Raw genomic sequence first — 21180 nt, 5'->3', positions numbered from 1 at the left:
GATAGTTGGCTCGATCACAGGCGCGGCACCGACCCCTGTTATCCCCCTCTTTCCACCATATTTAGTGTTTGATTCAGAAACTCGTACTAGTCCTTGACGGGCGTGACGGACATGGCCTAGCTTTCAACCTGTTCGGCGCGAGTGTGTTTGGGTCCCCGCCGGTCGCTCCCACAAGGGTTCCAAAATGACCACTCCGCCAGGCCTTTGGGCCGCGGGCGAAGGGCTTCTCTGCCCTGATTTTGGGCCACCGTCGGGGACGACAAACGGGCCGCGAAGGACCCGGAAACAGAGGCCGTAACCGGCCCGCGAAGAAGCGTTGGCGTGACGTGTCGCGTGAAGCGTTTTGGGGCGTTGAATGCATGACCCGGAGCACCCGACCAGTCGGGCGCCGCGCCGGGACGATGCCTCCGCAGGGCCGGGTCAAACCGGCGCCGAACGGATGAGAGAAAACAGGCCGGGTCCACCGGCTGAGCTGCGGATGACGGGAGGCATGCTGACGCGTGTTCCCTGAGTCCGCGAACAGACAACATTCCGGCACCTGCGGACAAACGTGGGGCCGGGCAGAAGAAGAGACGGGGCTCGACCATGCGAATCGAACGACGCAACACCACCAGCGGACAATCTCCCTATGCCGGGATCAATTTCCGCCTGACCACCTCAGAGATCCGCAATCCGGACGGCTCGGTCGTGTTCCGCGCCGAGAACGTCGAGGTTCCGGAGTTCTGGTCGCAGGTCGCCTCCGACGTGCTGGCGCAGAAGTATTTCCGCAAGGCGGGCGTTGCCGCGCGCCTGAAGAAGGTCGAGGAAGAGACCGTGCCGTCGTGGCTGTGGCGTTCGGTGCCCGACACCGAGGCGCTTGGCCTCCTGCCGGAGAACGAGCGCATCGTCGGCGAGACCTCGGCCAAGCAGGTGTTCGATCGCCTCGCCGGCTGCTGGACCTATTGGGGCTGGAAGGGCGGCTACTTCTCCACGGAAGAAGACGCCCTCGCCTTCTTCGACGAACTGCGCTTCCAACTGGCGAAGCAGATGGTCGCGCCGAACTCGCCGCAGTGGTTCAACACCGGTCTCCATTGGGCCTATGGCGTCGATGGTCCGGGCCAAGGGCATTACTATGTCGATTGGAAAACCGGCAAACTGACAAAATCGAAGTCGGCCTATGAGCATCCGCAGCCGCATGCCTGCTTCATCCAGGGCGTCGGCGACGACCTCGTCAACGAGGGCGGTATCATGGACCTCTGGGTGCGCGAGGCGCGCCTGTTCAAGTATGGCTCCGGCACCGGCTCCAACTTCTCGAGCCTGCGCGGCGAAGGCGAAAAGCTGTCCGGCGGCGGCCGCTCGTCGGGCCTGATGAGCTTCCTCAAGATCGGCGACCGCGCCGCGGGCGCGATCAAATCGGGCGGCACCACGCGCCGCGCCGCCAAGATGGTCGTGGTCGACGCCGATCACCCCGATATCGAGACCTATATCGACTGGAAGGTGAAGGAGGAGCAGAAGGTCGCAGCTCTCGTCACCGGCTCCAAGATCAACCAGAAGCATCTCAAGGCCGTGATGAAGGCCTGCGTCAACTGCGAAGGCAGCGGCGACGACTGCTTCGATCCCGAGAAGAACCCGGCGCTCCGCCGCGAGATCAAGCTCGCCCGCCGCGCGCTGGTGCCGGACAACTACATCAAGCGCGTCATCCAGTTCGCCAAGCAGGGCTACAAGGATATCTCGTTCGACACCTACGACACCGACTGGGATTCCGAGGCCTACCTCACCGTCTCCGGCCAGAACTCCAACAACTCGGTGTCGCTGAAGGATGACTTCCTGCGCGCGGTGGAAACGGACGGCGACTGGAATCTGGTCGGCCGCACCACGAAGAAGGTGACGAAGACGCTGAAGGCCCGCGACCTCTGGGAGAAGATCGGCTACGCCGCCTGGGCGAGCGCCGATCCCGGCCTGCACTTCAACACCACGATGAACGACTGGCACACCTGCAAGGCGTCCGGCGACATCCGCGCGTCCAATCCGTGCTCGGAATACATGTTCCTGGACGACACGGCGTGCAACCTCGCCTCGGCCAACCTGCTGACGTTCTACAGCACCACCACCAAGCGGTTCGACATCGAGTCCTACGAGCACCTGTGCCGGCTCTGGACCATCGTGCTCGAAATCTCGGTCATGATGGCCCAGTTCCCGTCGAAGGCGATCGCCGAACTGTCCTACGAATTCCGCACCCTCGGCCTCGGTTTTGCAAATATCGGCGGCCTCTTGATGACCATGGGCCTGCCGTATGACTCGAAGGAAGGCCGTTCGCTGTGCGGCGCGCTGACCGCTGTGATGACCGGCATCTCCTACAAGACCTCGGCCGAGATGGCGGCCGAGCTCGGCACCTTCCCGGGCTACAAGAAGAACGCCGCCCACATGCTGCGCGTGATCCGCAACCACCGCCGCGCCGCCCACGGCAACGCCACCGGTTACGAGGCGCTCTCGGTCAACCCGGTGCCGCTCGACCACGCCTCCTGCCCGCAGCAAGACATCGTCACCCATGCCAGGCTGGCCTGGGACGACGCGCTGGCGCTCGGCGAGGTCAACGGCTATCGCAACGCCCAGACCACCGTGGTGGCGCCGACCGGCACCATCGGCCTCGTGATGGATTGCGACACCACCGGCATCGAGCCCGACTTCGCGCTGGTGAAGTTCAAGAAGCTCGCCGGCGGCGGCTACTTCAAGATCATCAACCAGGCGGTGCCCTCGGCGCTGCGCGCGCTCGGCTATCGCGAGAGCGAGATCGCGGAGATCGAGGCCTACGCCGTCGGCCACGGCTCGCTGTCGAATGCGCCCGGGATCAACGCCTCGACGCTGAAGGCCAAGGGCTTCACCGATGAAGCCATTGCCAAGGTGGAAAAAGCGCTGCCGACCGCGTTCGACATCAAGTTCGCCTTCAATAAGTGGACCTTCGGCGAAGACTTCATCCGCGACCAGCTCGGCATCGGCGCGGAAGCGATCGCAGCCCCCGGCTTCGACCTGCTCCAGGCCGTCGGCTTCACCAAGCGCGAGATCGAGGCCGCCAACGTGCACATCTGCGGCGCGATGACGGTCGAAGGCGCCCCGCATCTGAAGGCCGAGCACTACCCGGTGTTCGACTGCGCCAATCCCTGCGGCAAGATCGGCAAGCGTTACCTCTCGGTCGAGAGCCACATAAGGATGATGGCGGCCTCGCAGCCGTTCATCTCGGGCGCGATCTCCAAGACCATCAACATGCCGAACGACGCCACGGTGGAGGACTGCAAGTCCGCCTATTTGCTGTCGTGGAAGCTGGCGCTGAAGGCCAACGCGCTGTACCGCGACGGCTCGAAACTGTCGCAGCCGCTCAACTCGCAGCTCATCTCCGACGATGAGGACGAGGACGATGCGGTGGAGGCGCTCTACGAGAAGCCGATGGCGGCGCGTGCCGCCCAGGTCTCGGAGAAGATCGTCGAGAAGCTGGTCGAGCGCATCGTCGTGATGCGCGAGCGCGAGAAGATGCCTGACCGACGCAAGGGCTACACCCAGAAGGCGGTGGTCGGCGGCCACAAGGTCTACCTGCGCACCGGCGAATATGACGACGGACGGCTCGGCGAGATCTTCATCGACATGCACAAGGAAGGCGCGGCGCTGCGCTCCTTCATCAACAATTTTGCGATCGCAGTATCCCTGGGTCTGCAATACGGCGTGCCGCTGGAAGAGTATGTCGACGCCTTCACCTTCACCCGCTTCGAGCCCGCGGGTCCCGTGCAGGGCAACGACTCGATCAAGTACGCGACCTCGATCCTCGACTATGTCTTCCGCGAGCTCGCGGTGAGCTACATGGCGCGCTTCGACCTCGCCCATGTCGATCCGAACGAGTCGGGCTTCGACGCGCTCGGCAAGGGCGTCGAGGAAGGCAAGGAGCCGGATGAGGCCCCGGCCCAGCATCAGGCCACAAAGTACCTGTCGAAGGGCCTGACCCGGTCGCGCACCGACAACCTCGTCGTCATGCGCGGCGGCTCGGCCGCGGTGAGCCAGGGCGCCGACAACGCGCCCGCCGGCAACCGCGTCACCGCGCTCGCCTCCCACGGCGCAACCTCGCGCGGTGCCTCCGACACCGTCGAAGGCGCGGTCGCCCTGAAGCAGGAAGTAAGCCACGACCTCTCGCCGACCGAGAAGCTCGAGGCATTGAACTGGAGCAAGCCCGGCACCGCCGCGGCCGCCGCCCCGTCCAAGGCGGAGCGTCGCGCCGAAGCAAAGGCCAAGGGCTATGAGGGCGAGATGTGCTCGGAGTGCGGCAACTTCACGCTGGTGCGGAATGGGACGTGTATGAAGTGCGATACGTGCGGAAGCACGACGGGGTGTTCGTAGGGCGGCACGCTTTCCGAGGCAGCAATAACGGCGCATTTTGCGCCGTTATTGACTTGGCGGAACAAAGCATGAATAGTGCGAAGCGTACTACAGGTTGTACATCAAAACTGCGAGTCAGACTGTGGCACTAACAAACGCCTACGTATTGCCGACCAACCGCATTCCCGACCTACTCAGAAAAATTCAAGACGGTCAGGTACCAGCTCGATTCACAATTCAGTTGCTCAAAGATTGGGGTTTCACCTCGACCAACGATCGGGCTTTCATACCTCTTCTGAAAGCTATTGGATTTCTAACAGCCGACGGAACGCCAACTCAGAGATACTCAGAGTATAGAGACCATTCTCAGTCGAAGCAGGTGCTTGGCCAAGCTATCCGCGAGGCTTACTCGGACATCTTTCTTATTAAAGAGCATCCGACGACGGCGGACAGAAGTGCCATCGAGGGCAAGTTTAAGAGTTATCACAACGCTAGTGACAATATTGCAGCTCTCATGACACGGACTTTCTTTGGACTCCTGTCGCAAGCCGACATTTCAGCATCTCCGCGACAGAGTATAAAAATCGAGCTCCCACCGGAGAATGACGTTCGTGAAGAATCCTTCCAAGGCGAGAGCGTTGCCAAGTCAATGAGCTCTCTAAGCCGGAGCCTACATTACAACATCCAAATACATCTACCCGCCACTAAGGACGTCGAAGTTTATAATTCAATATTCAAGTCGCTGAAGGAACACTTAGTTGACTAACGATGAGCTTCGCAACTTCCTCTTCAGAGGGCTTATGTTCGAAGCAGAAGCCGACGCGTTTCGACGCGCCGGAATACAAATTGGCGCCGCGGCTAGTGACGACGAAGAGAATCTTATGCGCGAAGCGCTCGCGCCGTTCGGTGTTGCACGGAGAAATCGCGCTCTTGAAATGGCAAGACTGTACGCGGTCTTGTTTTGCTTTGAGAACGAAATCCGGGAATTTATCCGTGAGGCGCTCGAGGAAAAGGAAGGCCTAGATTGGCAGGATAAGCTCCCTCCAAAGGTTAAGGAGCACGCGGAGGGTCGCCGCGCGACTGCTCTGAAAGATACGTGGCTTGAGGGTGAGAAAGCCGATTTGTTGGGTTTCGCGGACTTTGGTCAACTTGCTCAGATCATCATCGCGAAGTGGGATCACTTTAAAGACGTCGTACCTACACAACACTGGCTCAAGCAGCGAATGGACGAAATGGAAAAGGCGCGCAACTTTATAGCGCACAACCGAATGCTCTTACCAAGTGAATTCCAGCGCTTGTATATGTACATAGCCGACTGGAATCGGGCAATTGGACTATAGCAAAGCTTAGGGCGGATTAGCCGCAAGCGTAATCGGCCCGCTTTCGTTAGCAACAGTCGCGGGCTACGCTTCGCTGACCCCATCCTACGCGCTGCACCCCAGATCACGTTGGCGCAGACGCAGACATCCGGCACGCTTCCCAATCGCTTGAAAGTGCGGTCATATGCGCTCCGGAGACGCTTGACCTTTGGGGCAAGCTCTCGGCTTGCAGGGGGAGAATGCGCGTGAAAGAACTCGCTGGAAAGACCGCGTTCGTGACCGGTGCAGCGTCAGGCATTGGACTGGGGATCGCGACCGCTTTGGCCCAGGCGGGGGCGAAGGTCATGCTTTGCGATATCGAGGAAGCGGCTCTGTCCGCGGCGATCGAGCAACTGAGGCGCACCAACGTCGATGTCGACGGCGTGAAAGCGGACATCTCACTCAAAGCCGAACTCTTGGCGGCCGCCGAAGCCACGACTGCCCGCTACGGCAAGGTGCATATCCTCGTCAACAACGCGGGCGTTGGTGGCGGTGGGCCCTATGGCACCTGGACCGACGCGTCGTGGGATTGGACTCTTGGTGTCAACCTGATGGCGACCATTTGGGGAATCGAGATTTTCGGGCCGTTGATAGAGCAGCATGGCGAGGGTGGACACATCGTCTCCACAGCCTCGATCGCCGGTCTTATTTCAGGGGCGAGCAACGCATACAATGTTTCAAAATACGGCGTTGTCGCGCTATCCGAGGGCCTGCGGCTTGAACTCGCGCCGCGAGGGATCGGCGTATCGGTGCTGTGTCCCGGGTTCATCCGCACGCAAATCGTGAACTCGAGGCGCAACCTTCCCGAGCGCTTCGAGGGGGCGGTCAGTACCTTGCCGACGTCGGGCCCAATTGCCGAGCAGATCAATCTGATCCGCCAACGCGTCTCCGAGGGCATCGATCCCAACTATGTCGGTGAGCTCGTCCGCGAAGGCATCGAAAACGACTGGCCCTATATCTTCACCGACCTCGAATTCGAGCCGATTGTCGACGCGCGCTTCGCCGCAATCAAGCAAGGCTTCGACCGGATCCGCGGGCGCACCCCGAAGCGATGAGCGCGCAGCAAGCGTAGCCTCGGATGAGCCAACGGGTCGCGCGAATGCGCGCCCGATGACAGGCTCCGCGACATCCGAGACCAGCATCACAGGACGTTGCCACCCGATCCCGCATGTCGCTTCGCTCATGCGGGCTACCGGCTGGCACGCTTTTCAAGAAGCAGCGTGCGGTCGGCGATGTCCTTCAATTCGAACGCCTGGGAGTCGAGGAACGCGACGGACCCGTTGTTGGGGTCCGCGGCGAGGCGATGGGTTTCGCTGAGATGATGCTTCAGCCAGGCCCGCTGTTCTCCGAGCAATTGCGCGTGCGCCTCGCCCTTCGAGCTGGCGAGAAGGGCTTGATAGGCGGTGTTGAGCCGCGTGTCCCACTTGTCGATTTCGGTCTTGCCGCAATCGAGCATCTTCGTTGACACGCCTTCTGCCTTGTCCATGCACGCATCATACTCGGCGCTTTGCTGCGCGCGGACCGATGAAGTCCCGAGCACGAGCATGGAAGCAACAATGACAAGCCTTCGCGAAAGCATCACCACGTCCAGATCACCCTGCCTGCGTCCTTCGACAACCATCGCCGCACAAAGGCGTCCCTGGCGACGGCCGGCGCCGCTTACGCCGGCAGCACGATCACCTTCGTTTTGACGGGCGTTCGCGAATAGAGGTCGATCATGTCCTGACTAAGGAGGCCGGTACAGCCGCTCGTAATGCCGTTCCCGATCGTTTCGGGGGCGCTGGTGCTGTAGATCGTGTAAAGCGTGTACGCCCCATTCTGGTAGAGGTAGAGCACGCGCGCGCCAAGTGGATTGTCGAGACCTCCCGGCATGCCGCGAGCATATTTGCCCGCCTCCGGCTGGCGCGCGATCATCTCCTTGGGCGGCGTCCAGGTCGGCCATTCGGCTTTGCGCCCGACGTAAGCCTCCCCGCTCCACCGGAACCCATCGCGGCCGACATTGGCGCCATAGCGGGTCGCGTTTCCTTCGCCTTCGATGCGGTAGACATAGTATTTGCTCGGATCGACGATGATCGTCCCGGGCGCCTCAGCGCTGTCGTACTTCACTGTCTTGCGAAAATATTTCGGATCGACCTTGCTGACGTCCACCGCGGGGATCGGGAATTTCTCGTCGGGCACCGGCCCGTAGACCTTCTGCGCCTCGGCCAGGCTCATGTAGTCGGATGCGCAACCGGCCAGGCTCAGTGCGGCGAGACCGGCAGCAGAGCCGACCAGAAACGCCCGGCGGTTGAGAAGCCGCGACCGAGGTCCGGGCAGAGCGCCCTCGCTCATCGCACCGGTGTCGGCAATTCCACGGTCCATGATCATGATTTCGGATCTCCCCTTGTCCCGTTGCGCGGCCGGAGCAGACTTTGGCATACAGTAGAAAGGAAAAGAAAAGTTCTTCGTCATTGTCTGAGGTTGACCAACAGACGGTCTTGTGAAGCCTCCCCGGGAACAATGCAAGAACTTCGGCGGGTTACGCTTCCGCCTTCGCTCAATGAGCGACGGCAGGCAAGTCGCTAACCCGCCCTACCCGCTGTCTGTCTATGGAAGCGCGCGACGCGCTTCCATAGGCCTCACGCCGCCTTCGCGGTCTTGTCTTCCGCCGGCGCGGCTTCCATCGCGCGCATGTAGAGATCGCGCAAGCTTTCACGCTCGTCGTCCTGGTCCTGCTTGCGCAGCTTGATGATCTCCTTGAGGATCTTCACGACGAAACCTTCGCCCTTCGCCTCCGAGAACACTTCCTTCTTCTGCTCGCTCAGTTCCTGCATTTCGGTGTCAAGGTTCTCGATCCGCTCGACGAAGGACGAATTTTTCCGCCGGGAATGGTGATGTCAGCTCGCAGGGCGGATTAGCGACTTGTCCGCCGTAGCTCATTGAGCGAAGGCGGAAGCGTAATCCGCCATTGCGTCGTTAAAGGTCGGCGGGTTACGCCTTCGGCTAATCCGCCCTACGCGATGGCAACAACTGATTGATCACGTTTCTATGCGATTGATCTGCGGCGCTTTGTCGGACCAAATTAGTATGGAATCACTGCCCCACCACCCTGCCGCATTCCATGCGGGAAATGAATCGAAGGTGAAAACCCAATGAGACGCGTTGTCCAGGCTTCGCTCGGACTCCTCGCATGGAGCATTCTCCAAACCTCGCCCGCATCCGGCCAGCTCAAGGGCAACGCCGACAACATTTGTCGGAACGGATATTTTCCGCGCGAGAGCACCGACTACAGGCTGGCGAAGATCAAAGGCGCAGCCGGCGACAGGATCTATTTCCGCGGCGATGGCAACGAGCGTTGCCCCGACGACCAAGCCTGTCGTCTGAAAACTTATGTCGTTCGCAACGATGAAGTCATTGTTTCCCGGACGTCAGGCAAGTTCGCATGCAGTTGGTTTCAACCTCGCAAGGACACTGAGACGGTCGGCTGGATCGAGATCGAAAGGCTTGCGTGGCAAGAGGACATACGACGACCGGCAGAACGGGATTGGCTCGGCGAATGGCGTGCCTACGACAACGTCATTCGCATCTCGAAATCGAAAGAGGCAAGTCAGCTGGCCATCAAGGGCGAGGCCATTTGGGGTTCGGGCAGCCGCACCCATTCCGGCGAGCTTGATTACGAAGCAAAACCTTCAGGCGATAAGATGAAATTCGGTGACGGGACGGACGAACTCGACTGTCAGGTCACGATGCAGCTCGTCGGCAAGTTACTGGTTGTCGGCGACAACCTCCATTGCGGCGGGACAAACGTCTCATTTTCAGGTGTCTACCAAAAGAGACCGACGCGATGAGCATCTCGCGGCTCGTAGGGCGGATTAGCGCAGCGTAATCCGCCCTTCGTGGCGGTAACGCCGAGCGGCGGGTTACGAGGAGTCTATCATCGGACACGCGCTCCGCGCGATCCGTTGGCGAACCCACCCTACTCGTTACGTGCTTGTTCGTTTCGCTCAGGCCGCCTTCGCTGCCTTGTCCGGCGGCGCGGTTTCCATGGCGCGCATGTAGAGATCGAGCAAATTTTCACGCTCGTCGCGCTCGTCCTGCTCCTGCTTGCGCAGCTTGCTGATCTTCTTGAGGATCTTCACATCAAAACCTTCGCCCTTCGCCTCGGAGAAGACTTCCTTCTTCTGCTCGCTGAGTTCCTGCATCTCAGTGTCACGGTTCACGATCCGCTCGACGAAGGAACGAATTTCCGCCGGGAATGGTGATGTCAGACATGGTGCCTGCTGCTGAATGAGGTCGTGAAAATTAGAGCAAAGAAAAGAGATGACCAATGTCTTGAGCAAACGGCATCGCGGCGGCTTGTTCATAGCTTGAACCATGCATTGCTTCGGTGCCCTCACCCACACCGTCATCGCCCGGCTCGACCGGGCGATCCAGTACGCCGCGGCCTTTCGGCTCCAGCACCGGCGTCTCTGGAATACTGGATCACCCGCTTTCGCGGGTGATGACACCGACCTAGCAGTTTGACAGGAGAATCAAGTCGATCCGTCATCCCCGGGAGCATTGTGCCACGCAGCTGAGGTATTTTTTGACGACCTCGCAATGGCATCATCGCATCCGTTACGAATCACTCATCTATCGTCAGCCACACGCAGCGTGATCCGCGTCAGTTCGGACGGGCGGCCGAGCCGCAAGGCAAAGCCCGGCCATAGCGCGGTGCCGTTATTGACGTAGAGCGTCATCCCGTCGACGTCGTAGCGGCCCGAGACGAAGCCGGCATTGGCGCGCGCGGCGAGGCGGTCGATCCCCAGGATCAATCCGCCATGGGTGTGTCCGGAGAGCTGCAGGGCGACGCCGAGCGCGGCAGCGTTGCGTGCGTCGCTCGGCTGGTGGTCGAGCAGGACGACGGGCGCGCCTTTGGGGGCGCCGTCGAGAACCGCGGCAAGGTCGCGGATGGAATGCCCCCTGTGGCGCGACGCGCGGTCGGTAATCCCCGCGATCACCAGGCGGCCAGCACCGCGTTCGAGCACGATGTGCCGGTTCTCGAGCGAGCGCAGGCCGAGCGTTTCGTAGTGTGCCATCCAGCCGTCATAGCCGAAGATATATTCGTGATTGCCCGAGATCACGTAGACGCCATCGGCCGCCATCAGGTCGCGCAACGGCGCGATGTCGTTGCGCCGCGCATCGATGGTGCCGTCGATCAGATCGCCCGTGATCGCGATCAGGTCGGCGCCGAGCTTGTTCGATCGCTCGACCACGGCGCGCGCCCACGGCGCCGGAAACAGCCGGCTGATGTGCAGATCGGTCAGTTGCAGGATGGTGTAGCCGTCGAACTGAAGCGGAAGTCCGCGGATCCCGACCTCGACATCCCTGAGCGGCGGAATGCGCATCGCCTGATGGACGCCGATCGCGGCGGCTGCGGCCGCGAGCGCAGCAAGTGCGTAGCGGACGCCGTCGGGCGCGCCGACGAAGCCGCCGTGGATCAGCGCGGCCACCAGCAGCCCGGCATCGAACGCCAGTTGCAGCAGCGCCAGCAGCATGATCGCGCCGAACGCCCAGTTGAACAGGACGACCACCGGACGCGGAAACTCCGGCGAGAATTCCGATCCCGACGACAGCCTGTTCCAGCGGTGAAACTGCAAGGCGACCAGCACGAACAACGCCGCGACGATCTTTGCCGTGAGCGGCCAGTCGAGCGGCCAGATGAAGCGGGCCAGGATCAGCAGGCTGGTCAGGCCGAATATGAGCTGGGGAATAGGTCTCGCTCCGGATCGGATCGGTGGGCTGCGCGTCGGCGCCCAGCGAAGGTAGGGTGGATCGGCCGCGGGCGTAAGCCGCCATCATCAGCACATTTTCGGCAAGTTGCGCTTCGCGGAAGCGCCCTGCGCGCACGCAGCCGCCGCCCCGCACAGCCGAGGGCCACGTTGAAGCTTTGGTTGAGGTCCCCAGGCGCCTCCCCGCACAGGCATCTCCAGCAGCGCCTTCGGAAATAGAACTTGAACATCGCTCATTTTCGCCACGGCCGCAATCGTCTGGGGCTGACGCGTCGATTCTCCGATGGCGGCGGTCGGGCATCATCTCGCCACTCGGCTGCAGCCTGATGGGTTTCGCTGCGCTCTACCCATCCTACGCTGCCCCTGCACTGTCGGGTTCGGCAGATTGACCCACACTTTCGCGTGGCTGCGAGCGCCCGGGCTATTTCGGAATAATGGAAAAGTACCGCTGATTTGCCCGACGCGTCAAGTCGTACTTCCGAGTGCCGGCGGCAACCTACTTTGCATGGGGTTGTTTTCGATATTTTGGGTGGGCAGCTCTGCTTCCTCGGTCGCATCGGGCGGATTGACCGGCGTGGCGACCGCATCCATATGCATCTGCATGAACCGGCAGCTCCCCGCCGTTTCGCACCCACCTGGACACAGCCAAATACCATCGGCTCCCCGTCCCTAACGCTCCGGAGTCGCCGTGGCCGCCCTGTCCATTCTCGATCTCGTCCGCGTCACCGAGGAAACCGACGCGCGCGGCGCGCTCTATAACGCGCGCGATGTCGCTCGCCATGCGGAGGCGCTCGGCTATCGCCGGATCTGGGTGGCGGAGCATCACAACATGGCGGGCATCGCCAGCGCCGCGACGTCGGTCGTGATCGGGCACATCGCGGCAGGCACCAAGACCATCCGGGTCGGCGCCGGCGGCATCATGCTGCCGAACCACGCGCCCTATGTCATTGCCGAGCAGTTCGGCACGCTGGCGCGGCTGTTTCCTGACCGTATCGACCTCGGCCTCGGCCGCGCGCCGGGCACCGACCAGCTCACGCTGCGCGCGCTGCGCCGCACGCCGGAATCCGCCGAGAACTTTCCGCAGGACGTGCTCGAGGTGCAGGCCTTCCTCGCCGCGGCCGGCCCCAACCAGCGCATCCAGGCGGTGCCGGCCGCGGGCACCGACGTGCCGCTGTGGATTCTCGGCTCGAGCAATTTCGGCGCGATGCTGGCCGGCGAGCTCGGCCTGCCCTACGCCTTCGCCTCGCACTTTGCCCCCGAGCTGCTGATCCAGGCGCTGCAGATCTACCGCGCCCGCTTCAAGCCGTCGGAGCAGCTCGACCGCCCCTACACCATGGTCGGCGTCAACATCATCGCCGCCGACACCGACGAGGAGGCGCGGCGGCTGGCGACCACGCAGCAGATGTCGTTCACCAACATCTTCCGCGGCGCGCGTGGCCTCAGCCAGCCGCCGATCGACGACATCGAGAGCTACTGGTCGCCGTCGGAGAAGGTGCAGGCGATGCGGATGCTCGCGCGCTCCATCATCGGCTCGCCCGCGACGGTGCGCGCCGGCATCGACGCGCTGGTCGCCGAGACCGGCGCCGACGAGCTGATGATCGTGTCCGACGTCTACGATCACCAGAAGCGGTTGCGGTCGTTCGAATTGATCGCCGAGGCCGGCGGGATCACACCGCAGACGTAGCCTGCAGGATGGGCAGTGGCCTACGCGCTAACGGCCTCACTTCGGCATGCCGGCGGGCGCGTGCGACTGTGCGAGCTGGCCGAGCGTCACGCTCAGCGAATTCGGCGCATTGTCCCGCAGCATCGAAAGCTTGACCGAACTGCCCGGCGCTCCCGCATAGACCTTCTTGGTCAGCTCGTTGGCGCTCTTGATCGGCTCGTCATTGACCGAGGTGATCACGTCGCCGCGCCTCAATCCGGCCTTCGCCGCCGGCCCGCCGGTCTGCACGCCGACCACGACCGCGCCGTGCAGATTGTCCGCACCTAAGCTTTCGGCAATGCCGGGGGTGATCGATTGAATCTGGGCGCCCATCCAGCCACGCGTGACCGTGCCCTTGTCCTTCAGCTGCGGGATCACCGTCTTCACGGTATCGGCGGGTATCGCAAACGCGACACCGACCGAGCCTCCGGAGGGCGAGAAGATCAGGCTGTTCACGCCGATCACCTCGCCATGCGTGTTGAAGCTCGGCCCGCCGGAATCGCCGCGATTGATCCGCGCGTCGATCTGGACGAAATCTTCCGAAGATCCGGTCTCCAGATCGCGCGCACGCGCCGAGACGATCCCCGCGGTGACGGTGTTTCCGAGGCCGAATGAATTGCCGGCCGCGAGCACCCAATCGCCGGTGCGCGGCGCTTGATCCGCGCGCTTGACATAGCTGAAGTCGGTCCGCCCATCGACCTTGAGCAGGGCGAGATCGCTGACCGGATCCTTGCCCAGCACCTTCGCCTTGTAGACCTTGTTGTCGCTGGTGCGGACATCGGCGCGGTCGCTGCCGCCGAGGACGTGATTGTTCGTCACCGCATAGCCGTCCGCCGAGATGAAGAAGCCCGAACCGATCGAGGTCATCTCACCCAGCTTCGGCAGATTGCCCGGTCCGCGCCTGCCGGGATTCGGAACGGCCCTCCCCGGCGTGTCCTGATCGGGCACGCCGTCCGGCCCAAGAGAACCGCCGGGGGAGTCGCCGGGAGAAGAATCGTCATCATCCGCCGCTGCCGCCACCTTGGCGTTGACGCCAATCACGGCCGGCCCGACCCTCTCCGCAAGGTCGGCGAACTCGCCAGGACCACCATTGCCATGATCCGCGCGCGAATTCACTGGCTGTGCGCGGGCAAGACTTGCGCTCACAAGGCTTGCGCCCACCAGCAACGCCGACGTGAAGGCAGCGGTGACGAGCGACGTGCGAAGGCAGACGAAGGCCGGATTTCTCTGATTCATCTTCCGCGTCCATGTTTGGGATCAGCCGATTGCTCCTTGATGAATTGCCGGCCCGGACGCGACGATCAGTGAACCGTTCCCTGCCGCACAGGGGCGCAATGCCGAGCGACGAACGGCAACGGATAGCGGCGCAGACCGTTCCATCGGCATCCGCGGGTGGACGGGCGGCTCGCCACCTTTGCGCCGCTTTGCGCATCAAATCGCCGGGTTTTCGCTTGCTTTGCCCGCTTGTGCCCCTACGGTGCGCCCGCAACGACGGAGACGATCTCGACCATGGACGCCGCAATGAACTGCCCGAAATGCAATTCCGAGCATGCCTATCAGGACGGCGCTCTCTGGGTCTGCCCGGAATGTGCCCATGAGTGGAGCAGCGATGCCGCCGCAGCCGCCGAGACCGCGCAGGAAGCGGGCGTGCGCGACGCGCACGGCAACCCGCTGACGGACGGCGATAGCGTCATCGTGATCAAGGACCTCAAGGTCAAGGGCTCGTCGTCGGTGGTCAAGGGCGGCACCAAGGTCAGGAACATCCGCCTCACCGAGGGCAGCGACGGACACAACATCGCCTGCAAGATCGACGGCATCGGCGCGATGAATCTGAAATCGGAGTTCGTCAAGAGGGCCTAGCGTAGCCCAGCTTACGCATCCGCCAGCGCTTTCGCCGGTGAGGCGGCAGCCTTCGCGATGTGCCGGTTCTTGTCGTCGACCAGCACGACCCGCGGATGAAATTTGCGCGCCTCGTCGGCGTCGAAGCTGGCATAGGCGACGATGATGACCTTGTCGCCGGCCATGGCGAGCCGCGCGGCCGCGCCGTTGAGGCCGATGGTGCCCGATCCCGCCGGCGCCTCGATCACGTAGGTCGAGAAGCGCGCGCCGGTGTCGATGTTATAGATGTCGACGCGTTCATTGATGAGAAAACCGGCGGCCTCGATCAAATTGCGGTCGATCGAAATCGACCCCTCGTAATGCAAGTCCGCTTCGGTGACGTGCGCGCGATGAATCTTGCCTTTCATCAAAGTCACTTGCATCGAGACCATCCCGTATCGTTGCGTCGGAATTTTCCGCGCCGCCAATAACGGCGCGCCGCCTCCGCGTCAACGTTGTCCGCTCCCGCGTTCGCTTCAAGCGCAGTTCCGCCGCGGTGGGTTTGTCCTGAAATCGCCGACCGCGCCGGTCTGCAATGCTCCGCGCCGCCCAAATCGGAGAATGAATGCGCTACGGCGAAGCCTTTCCGGAGCAGGCTATTATTTGTGACCCGGTGGCCAACCCTACTCCCGCTTGCTCGCAATCTCGTTCGCCGAGACCAGGATCACCTCGCCGTCGAGGATCGGCTTCGCGATCTCAAAGAACCGCGCCACAGCCGGCGAATTGTTGTGCCGGTCCATGGCCGCCTGATCGAGATATCGTTCATAGGTTGCGAACCCGCAGGGATCGGCTGCATCCTGCGAGACGTAGTAGCCGACGGTGGACGGCTCGTTGGCGCGGACATGCTCGACGACGTCGAGCAACGCCTGACGCATCGTCGCCTCATGGCCCTTCTTCGCGCGGATGATCGCCGTGATTGTCAGCATGCATTCTCTCCGGAGATTTGGTAGCCTGTAGGACGGGTTTCGTGGAGTTTATCAACGGGCCGCGCGTCGCGCGGACCCGTTGGCTCTGCCCATCCTACACGCTTTTTTCTCGCTCACACCCGGCTCAACGCCTGCGCGATGTCGGCCACCAGATCGGACGGATGCTCGATCCCGATCGAGAGCCGGATCGTCGAATCCAGCACGCCGATCCGCTTGCGGATATCGGCCGGCACGCCGGAATGCGTCATGGTGGCCGGCAGGCTCGCGAGCGACTCGGTGCCGCCGAGACTGACTGCGAGCTTGAAAATCTGCAGCGAGTTGAGGAATTTCTCCGCCGCCTGCTGCCCGCCGACGATGTCGAACGAGAAGGTCGAACCGGCGCCGCTGCTTTGGCTCGCGAACACGCGGCCCGCGGGGGATGCCGGATCGTGATGGCCGAGGTAATGCACCTGCGCCACCTTGGGATGGTCGCGCAGATAATCGGCGACGATCCGCGCGTTGCGGTCGGCCTTTTCCATGCGCAGGCTGAGCGTTTCCAGCGAACGGCTGATCATCCAGCAGGAATGCGGATCGAGCTGGGTGCCGATCGCGCCGCGCAGCGCCTTGACGTCCTTCATCAGCTTCTTCGAGCCGAGCGCCGCGCCCGCGATCAGGTCGGAATGGCCGCCGACATATTTCGTCAGCGAGTACAGCGAGAGATCGGCGCCGTGCTCGATCGGCCGCTGAAACACCGGCCCGAGCAGCGTGTTGTCGCAGGCGATGATCGGCGTATGGCCCTGCGCCTTGCCGATCGCGTCGGCGACGCGCCGCGTCAGCGCGATATCGACCAGGCCGTTGGTCGGATTGGCCGGCGTCTCGATGAAGATCATCGCGACGCGGCCCTTCCTCATCGCCTCGTCGGCAGCGGCGCGGATGACACTCTCGTCGAGGCCGTCGGCAAAGCCCACGGCGTGAATCGAGAAGCCCGCCAGCGTCCTGGTGAACAGCGTCTCGGTGCCGCCATAGAGTGGCTGCGAATGCAAGATCACGTCGCCGGGCCGCGCGAAGGCCAGCACCGTGGTCGAGATCGCCGACATGCCGGAGGAGAACAGCGCGCAGCTCTCGGTGCGCTCATAGATCGCAAGCCGGTCCTCGACGATCTCGCTGTTCGGATGATTGAAGCGCGAATAGACCAGCCCCGCCCCCATGCCTTCCGGAGGCTCGCGCCGGCCCGCGACAAAGTCGAAAAAGTCCTTGCCGTCCTCGGCGGTGCGGAACACGAAGGTCGAGGTCAGGAACACGGGCGGCTTGACGGCGCCCTCCGACAGTTGCGGATCGTAGCCGTAGTTCAGCATCTGGGTTTCCGGATGCAGCAGGTGATTACCGATATGGGTTTTGGATGGAAACGGTTTTGTCATGGCCGGTCTCCTGTTCACGGGCCGCCGCGCTGGCGGCGATTCCCGGAATGATGGGACCAGCATACCCCAGCTTTATGCCATTCAGCCAAAGCACGGCATCAGACAGTTCTGGATAACGAACGGCCGGCGTGCACCCTGCTCCGCCGGCCGTTCCGAATTTTCACGCAGTGGTGAAGACGCGGGCTACCAGCCGCGATCCACGTTGCGCACCTCGCCGGTCCGCGCGTCGACATCGACCTGCATCCAGCGGCCGAGGCGGTCACGCCCCTCGACTTCCCACTCGTCGCCGAGGAACTGGGTGTTGGACACCGTCACGATGCCGAGACCGGTCGCGACATCGAGCGCGGCCTCCATCGAGATCTGGCTGCCGGAATCGTAGGCCATCGCCGGCGTCGCTGCGCCGATCGCCAGGGCCGCGATCGCGGGAATAATGAAACTTCGCATGGCTCACTCCTCATGGAACGGGATGTTATGCCGCATCAAACGAGCGGCGCCCCCAATCAGTTCCGACAACAGGGGTGACGAAGCAGCGCGAAACTTCGGCAGTTGCGGCGATTTGGTGGCGGTTCCGGTTTCATCGACGCGCGCCGTTCGCCTTGCGCGCTCGCTTCTTCCACATTCGAAATCCGCCCTCGAATGCGTTGGCGTTGTCGCCGAACCTCACCTTGGGCGGCGGGTTGTCGACCTTGTCGGCATTGCCGCCGCCGAGCACGATGTACTCGGGTTCCAGCGCGGCGGACAGCCGCGCGATGACGTCGTCGACGCTCTTGCGCCACTTCTTCCGGCCGCGCCGCTCGAGACCCGCGGCGCCGACATAATCCTCGAACGTCGCGCCCTTGCGGTACGGCAAATGACCGAGCTCCATCGGCTCGTAAACACCATCCACGATCATCGCCGAGCCGAGGCCGGTGCCGAGGCCGAGAAACAGCATCCGGCCGCCCTGATAACTGCCAATCGCCTGCATCAGCGCATCGTTGACGACCCTGGTCGGGCGGCCGAACGCGCGGTGAAAATCGAAGCCGGCCCAGCCGCGGCCGAGATTGTGCGGCTCGGTCAGCGGACGGTTGTGAACGACGGGTCCCGGATAACCGACCGAGATCACGTCATAGGACCAGTCCTCGGTCAGCAACTTGACCTGCCGCACCATCTCGGTCGCGGACAGAGTTGGACCCGACTCGAATTCGCGCTTGACGCGCTCCTTGTCGGTCATGACCTTCACATGCGTGCCGCCGACGTCGATCGCCAGCACGGTGCGGCGCGGCGCGGGCCCGTTCGTCTTCTTGCTGGTCTTGTTGCCTGCCTTCTTGGCCATCAATCCGCTCTCCTATGCGCGCCGAGTGGAGCAGAGAAACATATCGCGCGCCACAGCGACGTTCTGCATCTGACTCCAATTTGTTCGCGAAGAACGAATCGGAATCAGGAAAATCGGCGCGATCCAGATGTTAACAACGCACATACATCGACCGCGTCCGAACAATCGATGTTGTATCATGATGGGATTATTGCTCTCGGCACGCAACATCGCGGCGCATCTCAGGCGCACTGCGTTCTCCCGCATCACTCATCGATCGATGAGTCGCACCACGGCCACGTTCCTGATCCGACTCCAGTTTGTTCGCGCGGAACGAATCGGAATCGAAAAATCGGCGCGAAACGATTCTTAACAATAGGTTTGCGCGACTTCGATGCCGCGGCACTTTGTACGGCGGATGCACGCAAGCCTAATCGGACATCCACCGACGACGTCACTGCGTCGGGTTACTCCGCGCCAATTATCGGCCGCGCTTCGCGCGGTCCGGTCGGGTCGCCCGCCCTGCACGCTGAGCGAGCCGCCAGCTCTTGAGATGAAGCCAGAGCGCTTCCGCCACCGGTCCGTGCGAATGCTGGCGATGGCGGACTGCCGCAAGATTTTCCTCGCGGCCCGGAAAATTCGGTCCGGCGATGCTGATCAGCCTGCCGTCCCGCAGCTCGTCCTCGATCAGCCATGCGGGCAGATGGCCCCAGGCGAGACGATGCAGGATCAGCTCCTTCTTCATCATCTGGTCCGGCACGCTACACTGGTGCGCACCTTCGATCAGGAAGAAGTTTTCCGACGACGCTCGCCGCGCCGTGTCGCGGATGACGCACTGCGTGAAGGGGCGCATCTGCTCCGGCGTGACCTTCTTCGTCCACGCAAACGGCAGAAAGCCGGGAGCGACGACCGGCACCATGGCCGTGGTCGAGAGCTTGACCTGTTCGAATCGCGGATCGGACGGCTCCGCGCGATGAAACACCAGATCGGCGTTATCATCGATCAGGCGCTCGAGCGGTCCGCCGACCGCCTCATATTCGAGGTGCAGGCGCGTGTTGGGATAGCGGGCAAAAAACGCCGACAGCATCTGCAGCACCGGCGGCCGCGGGCACAGGTCGCCGATGACCACACGCAGGACGACCTCTTCTCCGCCGGCAAGCTGCTCCGCATAGCCCTGCAGCAGATCGAGTTCGCGCAGCGTCACCTGCGCGCGTGCGTGAAACGTCCGGCCGGCGTCCGTCAGCCCGATACGGTATCCGCTGCGATCGAATAGCGTGAGGCCGAGCTGCTGCTCGAGCCGGGCGACCGCCGCGAACACCGACGGGTGCGACCGGTTCAGCGCCGTGCCGGCGGCCTGAAAGCTTCCCTTGGTCGCGACAGCGTCAAAGCAACGCAAATCGTGCAGCTTGATCCGATCCATTGTTCGTAAAACCTACAGAGCTTTATCAATCTTAGTAATTTTTCTTCGGAGGCGCGAGTCCTAGCCTGGCTCGACGCGAAGCCTGCCGGCTTCCACCAGCACAAGGGACTGATGAGATGAGCGGCGATCGACGCTTCACCACGGCGGACGGCTGCCGGATTGCGTACCGTATCGACGGTCCCGACGATCGGCCGGTGCTCGCGCTGTCGAACTCGATCGCCACCAACCTGCACATGTGGGATCGTTCGATGCCGGCCCTCAGCCGGTCGTTTCGGGTGCTCCGCTACGACACCCGCGGTCACGGCGGCTCGGACGCGCCCACGGGCGCCTACTCGATGGACCGGCTCGGCCGCGACGTGATCGAACTGCTCGACGCCCTCGACATCGATCGGGCGCATTTCCTCGGCCTGTCGCTCGGCGGTTTCGTCGGGCAATGGCTCGGCATCTTCGCGCCTGACCGCATCGACCGCCTGATCCTCTCGAACACCTCGCCCTATCTGGCGTCCGAACTGCCGTTCGACGAGCAGATCCGCGCGGTGCTTGCGGCCAAGGACATGAGTGGTATCGCGGATGGCTTCATGCGCAACTGGTTTCCGACGGCGATGCTGGCCACGCCGAACGAGGTCGTCGACGAATTCCGCAACATGGTGCTGACCACGCCGTCGCGCGGTCTCGCCGGATGTTACGCGGCACTGCGCGACGTCGATCTCCGCCACGTCATCTCGCTGATTGCGGCGCCGACCCTGGTGATCGGCGGCGAGAGCGACACCGTCACGCGGGCCAGCCACAGCGCTGATATCGCCGCGACAATCACCGATGCCAAGCTCATTCTGCTGCCCGGCGTTCACATCCTCAATATCGAGCAGCCGGATCGATTCAACCGAGAGGTCGTGAGCTTCCTGGCGCTCTCCGCCACATGACTGCATAGCCCGGATGAGCGAAGCGACATCCGGGACCGCTCGAAGAGTACGCGATCAGGCCCCGCATATCGCTTCACTCATGCGGGCTACATGGATCACGCACCACATGTTCCCCATTCGACTCCATTTTGTTCGCAAAGAACGAATCGGAATCGAGCAAATCAGCGCGGAGCGATTCTTAACAACGCGTTTGCGGATTC

At 62.6% G+C, this 21180-nt stretch carries 21 protein-coding genes and 1 pseudogene; 8 read left to right on the top strand and 14 right to left on the bottom strand.

Annotated features, from left to right (window positions below; all coding sequences use genetic code 11):
- The first annotated feature begins 585 nt into the window (after positions 1 to 585).
- From QA639_RS20295 to QA639_RS20285, 4 genes are all read left to right on the top strand, one after another.
- Positions 586 to 4359 (top strand): vitamin B12-dependent ribonucleotide reductase, encoded by a 3774-nt coding sequence (locus tag QA639_RS20295; RefSeq protein ID WP_028332276.1) that lies wholly within the window; start codon positions 586 to 588, stop codon positions 4357 to 4359.
- A gap of 121 nt (positions 4360 to 4480) precedes the next feature.
- Positions 4481 to 5104 (top strand): DUF5343 domain-containing protein, encoded by a 624-nt coding sequence (locus QA639_RS41935; RefSeq protein ID WP_198400234.1) that lies wholly within the window; start codon positions 4481 to 4483, stop codon positions 5102 to 5104.
- Complete coding sequence (locus QA639_RS20290) at positions 5097 to 5678, top strand: Swt1 family HEPN domain-containing protein (protein WP_198400233.1); 582 nt, start codon at positions 5097 to 5099, stop codon at positions 5676 to 5678. The genes QA639_RS41935 and QA639_RS20290 overlap by 8 nt, the downstream gene beginning before the upstream one ends.
- A gap of 224 nt (positions 5679 to 5902) precedes the next feature.
- The gene (locus tag QA639_RS20285) at positions 5903 to 6751 is read left to right on the top strand and encodes an SDR family NAD(P)-dependent oxidoreductase (RefSeq protein ID WP_283090531.1); all 849 of its coding nucleotides are present in this window, start codon (positions 5903 to 5905) and stop codon (positions 6749 to 6751) included.
- A gap of 134 nt (positions 6752 to 6885) precedes the next feature.
- Here the strand turns inward: QA639_RS20285 and QA639_RS20280 are convergent, their stop codons facing one another.
- From QA639_RS20280 to QA639_RS20270, 3 genes are all read right to left on the bottom strand, one after another.
- Complete coding sequence (locus QA639_RS20280; RefSeq protein WP_321177258.1) at positions 6886 to 7317, bottom strand: lysozyme inhibitor LprI family protein; 432 nt, start codon at positions 7315 to 7317, stop codon at positions 6886 to 6888.
- Between the two features lie 38 nt (positions 7318 to 7355).
- Positions 7356 to 8063, bottom strand: a complete 708-nt coding sequence (locus QA639_RS20275) for a L,D-transpeptidase (protein ID WP_028332278.1) — start codon at positions 8061 to 8063, stop codon at positions 7356 to 7358.
- Positions 8064 to 8314: 251 nt separating this feature from the next.
- Entirely contained in the window at positions 8315 to 8509 is a 195-nt protein-coding gene (locus tag QA639_RS20270) for a GapR family DNA-binding domain-containing protein (protein WP_283090530.1), read from the bottom strand.
- Between the two features lie 318 nt (positions 8510 to 8827).
- On the opposite strand from QA639_RS20270, the gene QA639_RS20265 reads away from it, so the two are divergent.
- Positions 8828 to 9523, top strand: coding sequence for a hypothetical protein (locus tag QA639_RS20265; protein ID WP_157346555.1), 696 nt, complete (start codon positions 8828 to 8830; stop codon positions 9521 to 9523).
- 156 nt (positions 9524 to 9679) lie between these two features.
- Here the strand turns inward: QA639_RS20265 and QA639_RS20260 are convergent.
- The 4 genes and pseudogenes from QA639_RS20260 to QA639_RS20245 form a co-directional block, all read right to left on the bottom strand.
- A pseudogene (locus tag QA639_RS20260) lies at positions 9680 to 9947 on the bottom strand (DUF2312 domain-containing protein).
- Between the two features lie 30 nt (positions 9948 to 9977).
- Positions 9978 to 10136, bottom strand: a complete 159-nt coding sequence (locus QA639_RS20255; RefSeq protein ID WP_157346553.1) for a hypothetical protein — start codon at positions 10134 to 10136, stop codon at positions 9978 to 9980.
- 167 nt (positions 10137 to 10303) lie between these two features.
- A complete protein-coding gene (locus tag QA639_RS20250) occupies positions 10304 to 11428 on the bottom strand; it encodes a metallophosphoesterase (protein WP_283090605.1) in 1125 nt (374 codons plus the stop codon).
- A 483-nt stretch (positions 11429 to 11911) separates the two neighbouring features.
- On the bottom strand, positions 11912 to 12049 hold the full coding sequence (locus QA639_RS20245; RefSeq protein ID WP_283090529.1) for a hypothetical protein: 138 nt from the start codon (positions 12047 to 12049) through the stop codon (positions 11912 to 11914).
- A gap of 85 nt (positions 12050 to 12134) precedes the next feature.
- Here QA639_RS20245 and QA639_RS20240 point away from each other — a divergent pair, with 85 nt between their 5' ends.
- On the top strand, positions 12135 to 13130 hold the full coding sequence (locus QA639_RS20240; protein WP_283090528.1) for an LLM class flavin-dependent oxidoreductase: 996 nt from the start codon (positions 12135 to 12137) through the stop codon (positions 13128 to 13130).
- 36 nt (positions 13131 to 13166) lie between these two features.
- On the opposite strand, the gene QA639_RS20235 is transcribed toward QA639_RS20240, so the two are convergent.
- Entirely contained in the window at positions 13167 to 14384 is a 1218-nt protein-coding gene (locus tag QA639_RS20235) for a S1C family serine protease (protein WP_283090527.1), read from the bottom strand.
- 273 nt (positions 14385 to 14657) lie between these two features.
- Between QA639_RS20235 and QA639_RS20230 the strand changes: the two genes are divergently transcribed.
- Positions 14658 to 15008, top strand: coding sequence for a zinc ribbon domain-containing protein YjdM (locus tag QA639_RS20230; RefSeq protein WP_283090526.1), 351 nt, complete (start codon positions 14658 to 14660; stop codon positions 15006 to 15008).
- A gap of 11 nt (positions 15009 to 15019) precedes the next feature.
- Here QA639_RS20230 and panD read toward each other — a convergent pair whose 3' ends face one another.
- The 6 genes from panD to QA639_RS20200 form a co-directional block, all read right to left on the bottom strand.
- Positions 15020 to 15409, bottom strand: coding sequence for an aspartate 1-decarboxylase (panD, locus tag QA639_RS20225; RefSeq protein ID WP_157346549.1), 390 nt, complete (start codon positions 15407 to 15409; stop codon positions 15020 to 15022).
- Between the two features lie 240 nt (positions 15410 to 15649).
- Positions 15650 to 15952: a putative quinol monooxygenase gene (locus tag QA639_RS20220; protein ID WP_157346547.1), complete on the bottom strand. Its 303-nt coding sequence runs from the start codon at positions 15950 to 15952 to the stop codon at positions 15650 to 15652.
- A 113-nt stretch (positions 15953 to 16065) separates the two neighbouring features.
- Complete coding sequence (locus tag QA639_RS20215) at positions 16066 to 17349, bottom strand: cystathionine gamma-synthase family protein (protein ID WP_283090525.1); 1284 nt, start codon at positions 17347 to 17349, stop codon at positions 16066 to 16068.
- A gap of 183 nt (positions 17350 to 17532) precedes the next feature.
- A complete protein-coding gene (locus QA639_RS20210) occupies positions 17533 to 17793 on the bottom strand; it encodes a PepSY domain-containing protein (protein ID WP_028332285.1) in 261 nt (86 codons plus the stop codon).
- A 130-nt stretch (positions 17794 to 17923) separates the two neighbouring features.
- The gene (locus QA639_RS20205) at positions 17924 to 18661 is read right to left on the bottom strand and encodes an ROK family protein (protein ID WP_283090524.1); all 738 of its coding nucleotides are present in this window, start codon (positions 18659 to 18661) and stop codon (positions 17924 to 17926) included.
- 460 nt (positions 18662 to 19121) lie between these two features.
- Positions 19122 to 20060 (bottom strand): LysR family transcriptional regulator, encoded by a 939-nt coding sequence (locus tag QA639_RS20200; protein ID WP_157346543.1) that lies wholly within the window; start codon positions 20058 to 20060, stop codon positions 19122 to 19124.
- Positions 20061 to 20176: 116 nt separating this feature from the next.
- Here QA639_RS20200 and QA639_RS20195 point away from each other — a divergent pair, with 116 nt between their 5' ends.
- Positions 20177 to 20980 carry an alpha/beta fold hydrolase gene (locus QA639_RS20195; RefSeq protein ID WP_283090523.1) on the top strand — a complete coding sequence of 268 codons (804 nt, stop codon included), beginning with the start codon at positions 20177 to 20179 and terminating at the stop codon, positions 20978 to 20980.
- Positions 20981 to 21180 lie beyond the last annotated feature (200 nt).

Source organism: Bradyrhizobium pachyrhizi, from assembly GCF_029714545.1.
Taxonomy (GTDB): Bacteria; Pseudomonadota; Alphaproteobacteria; order Rhizobiales; family Xanthobacteraceae; genus Bradyrhizobium; species Bradyrhizobium pachyrhizi.
The sequence above is the reverse complement of the archived record's forward strand: the minus strand, read 5'-3'. Positions and strand labels throughout refer to the sequence as shown.

What these genes read in the sequence shown, in the direction of transcription:
- panD (WP_157346549.1), bottom strand. Translation starts at nt 15,409, where the DNA reads ATGCAAGTGACTTTGATGAAAGGCAAGATTCATCGCGCGCACGTCACC.
- QA639_RS20215 (WP_283090525.1), bottom strand. Translation starts at nt 17,349, where the DNA reads ATGACAAAACCGTTTCCATCCAAAACCCATATCGGTAATCACCTGCTG.
- QA639_RS20200 (WP_157346543.1), bottom strand. Translation starts at nt 20,060, where the DNA reads ATGGATCGGATCAAGCTGCACGATTTGCGTTGCTTTGACGCTGTCGCG.
- QA639_RS20265 (WP_157346555.1), top strand. Translation starts at nt 8,828, where the DNA reads ATGAGACGCGTTGTCCAGGCTTCGCTCGGACTCCTCGCATGGAGCATT.
- QA639_RS20245 (WP_283090529.1), bottom strand. Translation starts at nt 12,049, where the DNA reads ATGCAGATGCATATGGATGCGGTCGCCACGCCGGTCAATCCGCCCGAT.
- QA639_RS20210 (WP_028332285.1), bottom strand. Translation starts at nt 17,793, where the DNA reads ATGCGAAGTTTCATTATTCCCGCGATCGCGGCCCTGGCGATCGGCGCA.
- QA639_RS20230 (WP_283090526.1), top strand. Translation starts at nt 14,658, where the DNA reads ATGGACGCCGCAATGAACTGCCCGAAATGCAATTCCGAGCATGCCTAT.
- QA639_RS20205 (WP_283090524.1), bottom strand. Translation starts at nt 18,661, where the DNA reads ATGGCCAAGAAGGCAGGCAACAAGACCAGCAAGAAGACGAACGGGCCC.
- QA639_RS20275 (WP_028332278.1), bottom strand. Translation starts at nt 8,063, where the DNA reads ATGATCATGGACCGTGGAATTGCCGACACCGGTGCGATGAGCGAGGGC.
- QA639_RS20220 (WP_157346547.1), bottom strand. Translation starts at nt 15,952, where the DNA reads ATGCTGACAATCACGGCGATCATCCGCGCGAAGAAGGGCCATGAGGCG.
- QA639_RS20295 (WP_028332276.1), top strand. Translation starts at nt 586, where the DNA reads ATGCGAATCGAACGACGCAACACCACCAGCGGACAATCTCCCTATGCC.
- QA639_RS20195 (WP_283090523.1), top strand. Translation starts at nt 20,177, where the DNA reads ATGAGCGGCGATCGACGCTTCACCACGGCGGACGGCTGCCGGATTGCG.
- QA639_RS20270 (WP_283090530.1), bottom strand. Translation starts at nt 8,509, where the DNA reads ATGCAGGAACTGAGCGAGCAGAAGAAGGAAGTGTTCTCGGAGGCGAAG.
- QA639_RS20235 (WP_283090527.1), bottom strand. Translation starts at nt 14,384, where the DNA reads ATGAATCAGAGAAATCCGGCCTTCGTCTGCCTTCGCACGTCGCTCGTC.
- QA639_RS20280 (WP_321177258.1), bottom strand. Translation starts at nt 7,317, where the DNA reads ATGGTTGTCGAAGGACGCAGGCAGGGTGATCTGGACGTGGTGATGCTT.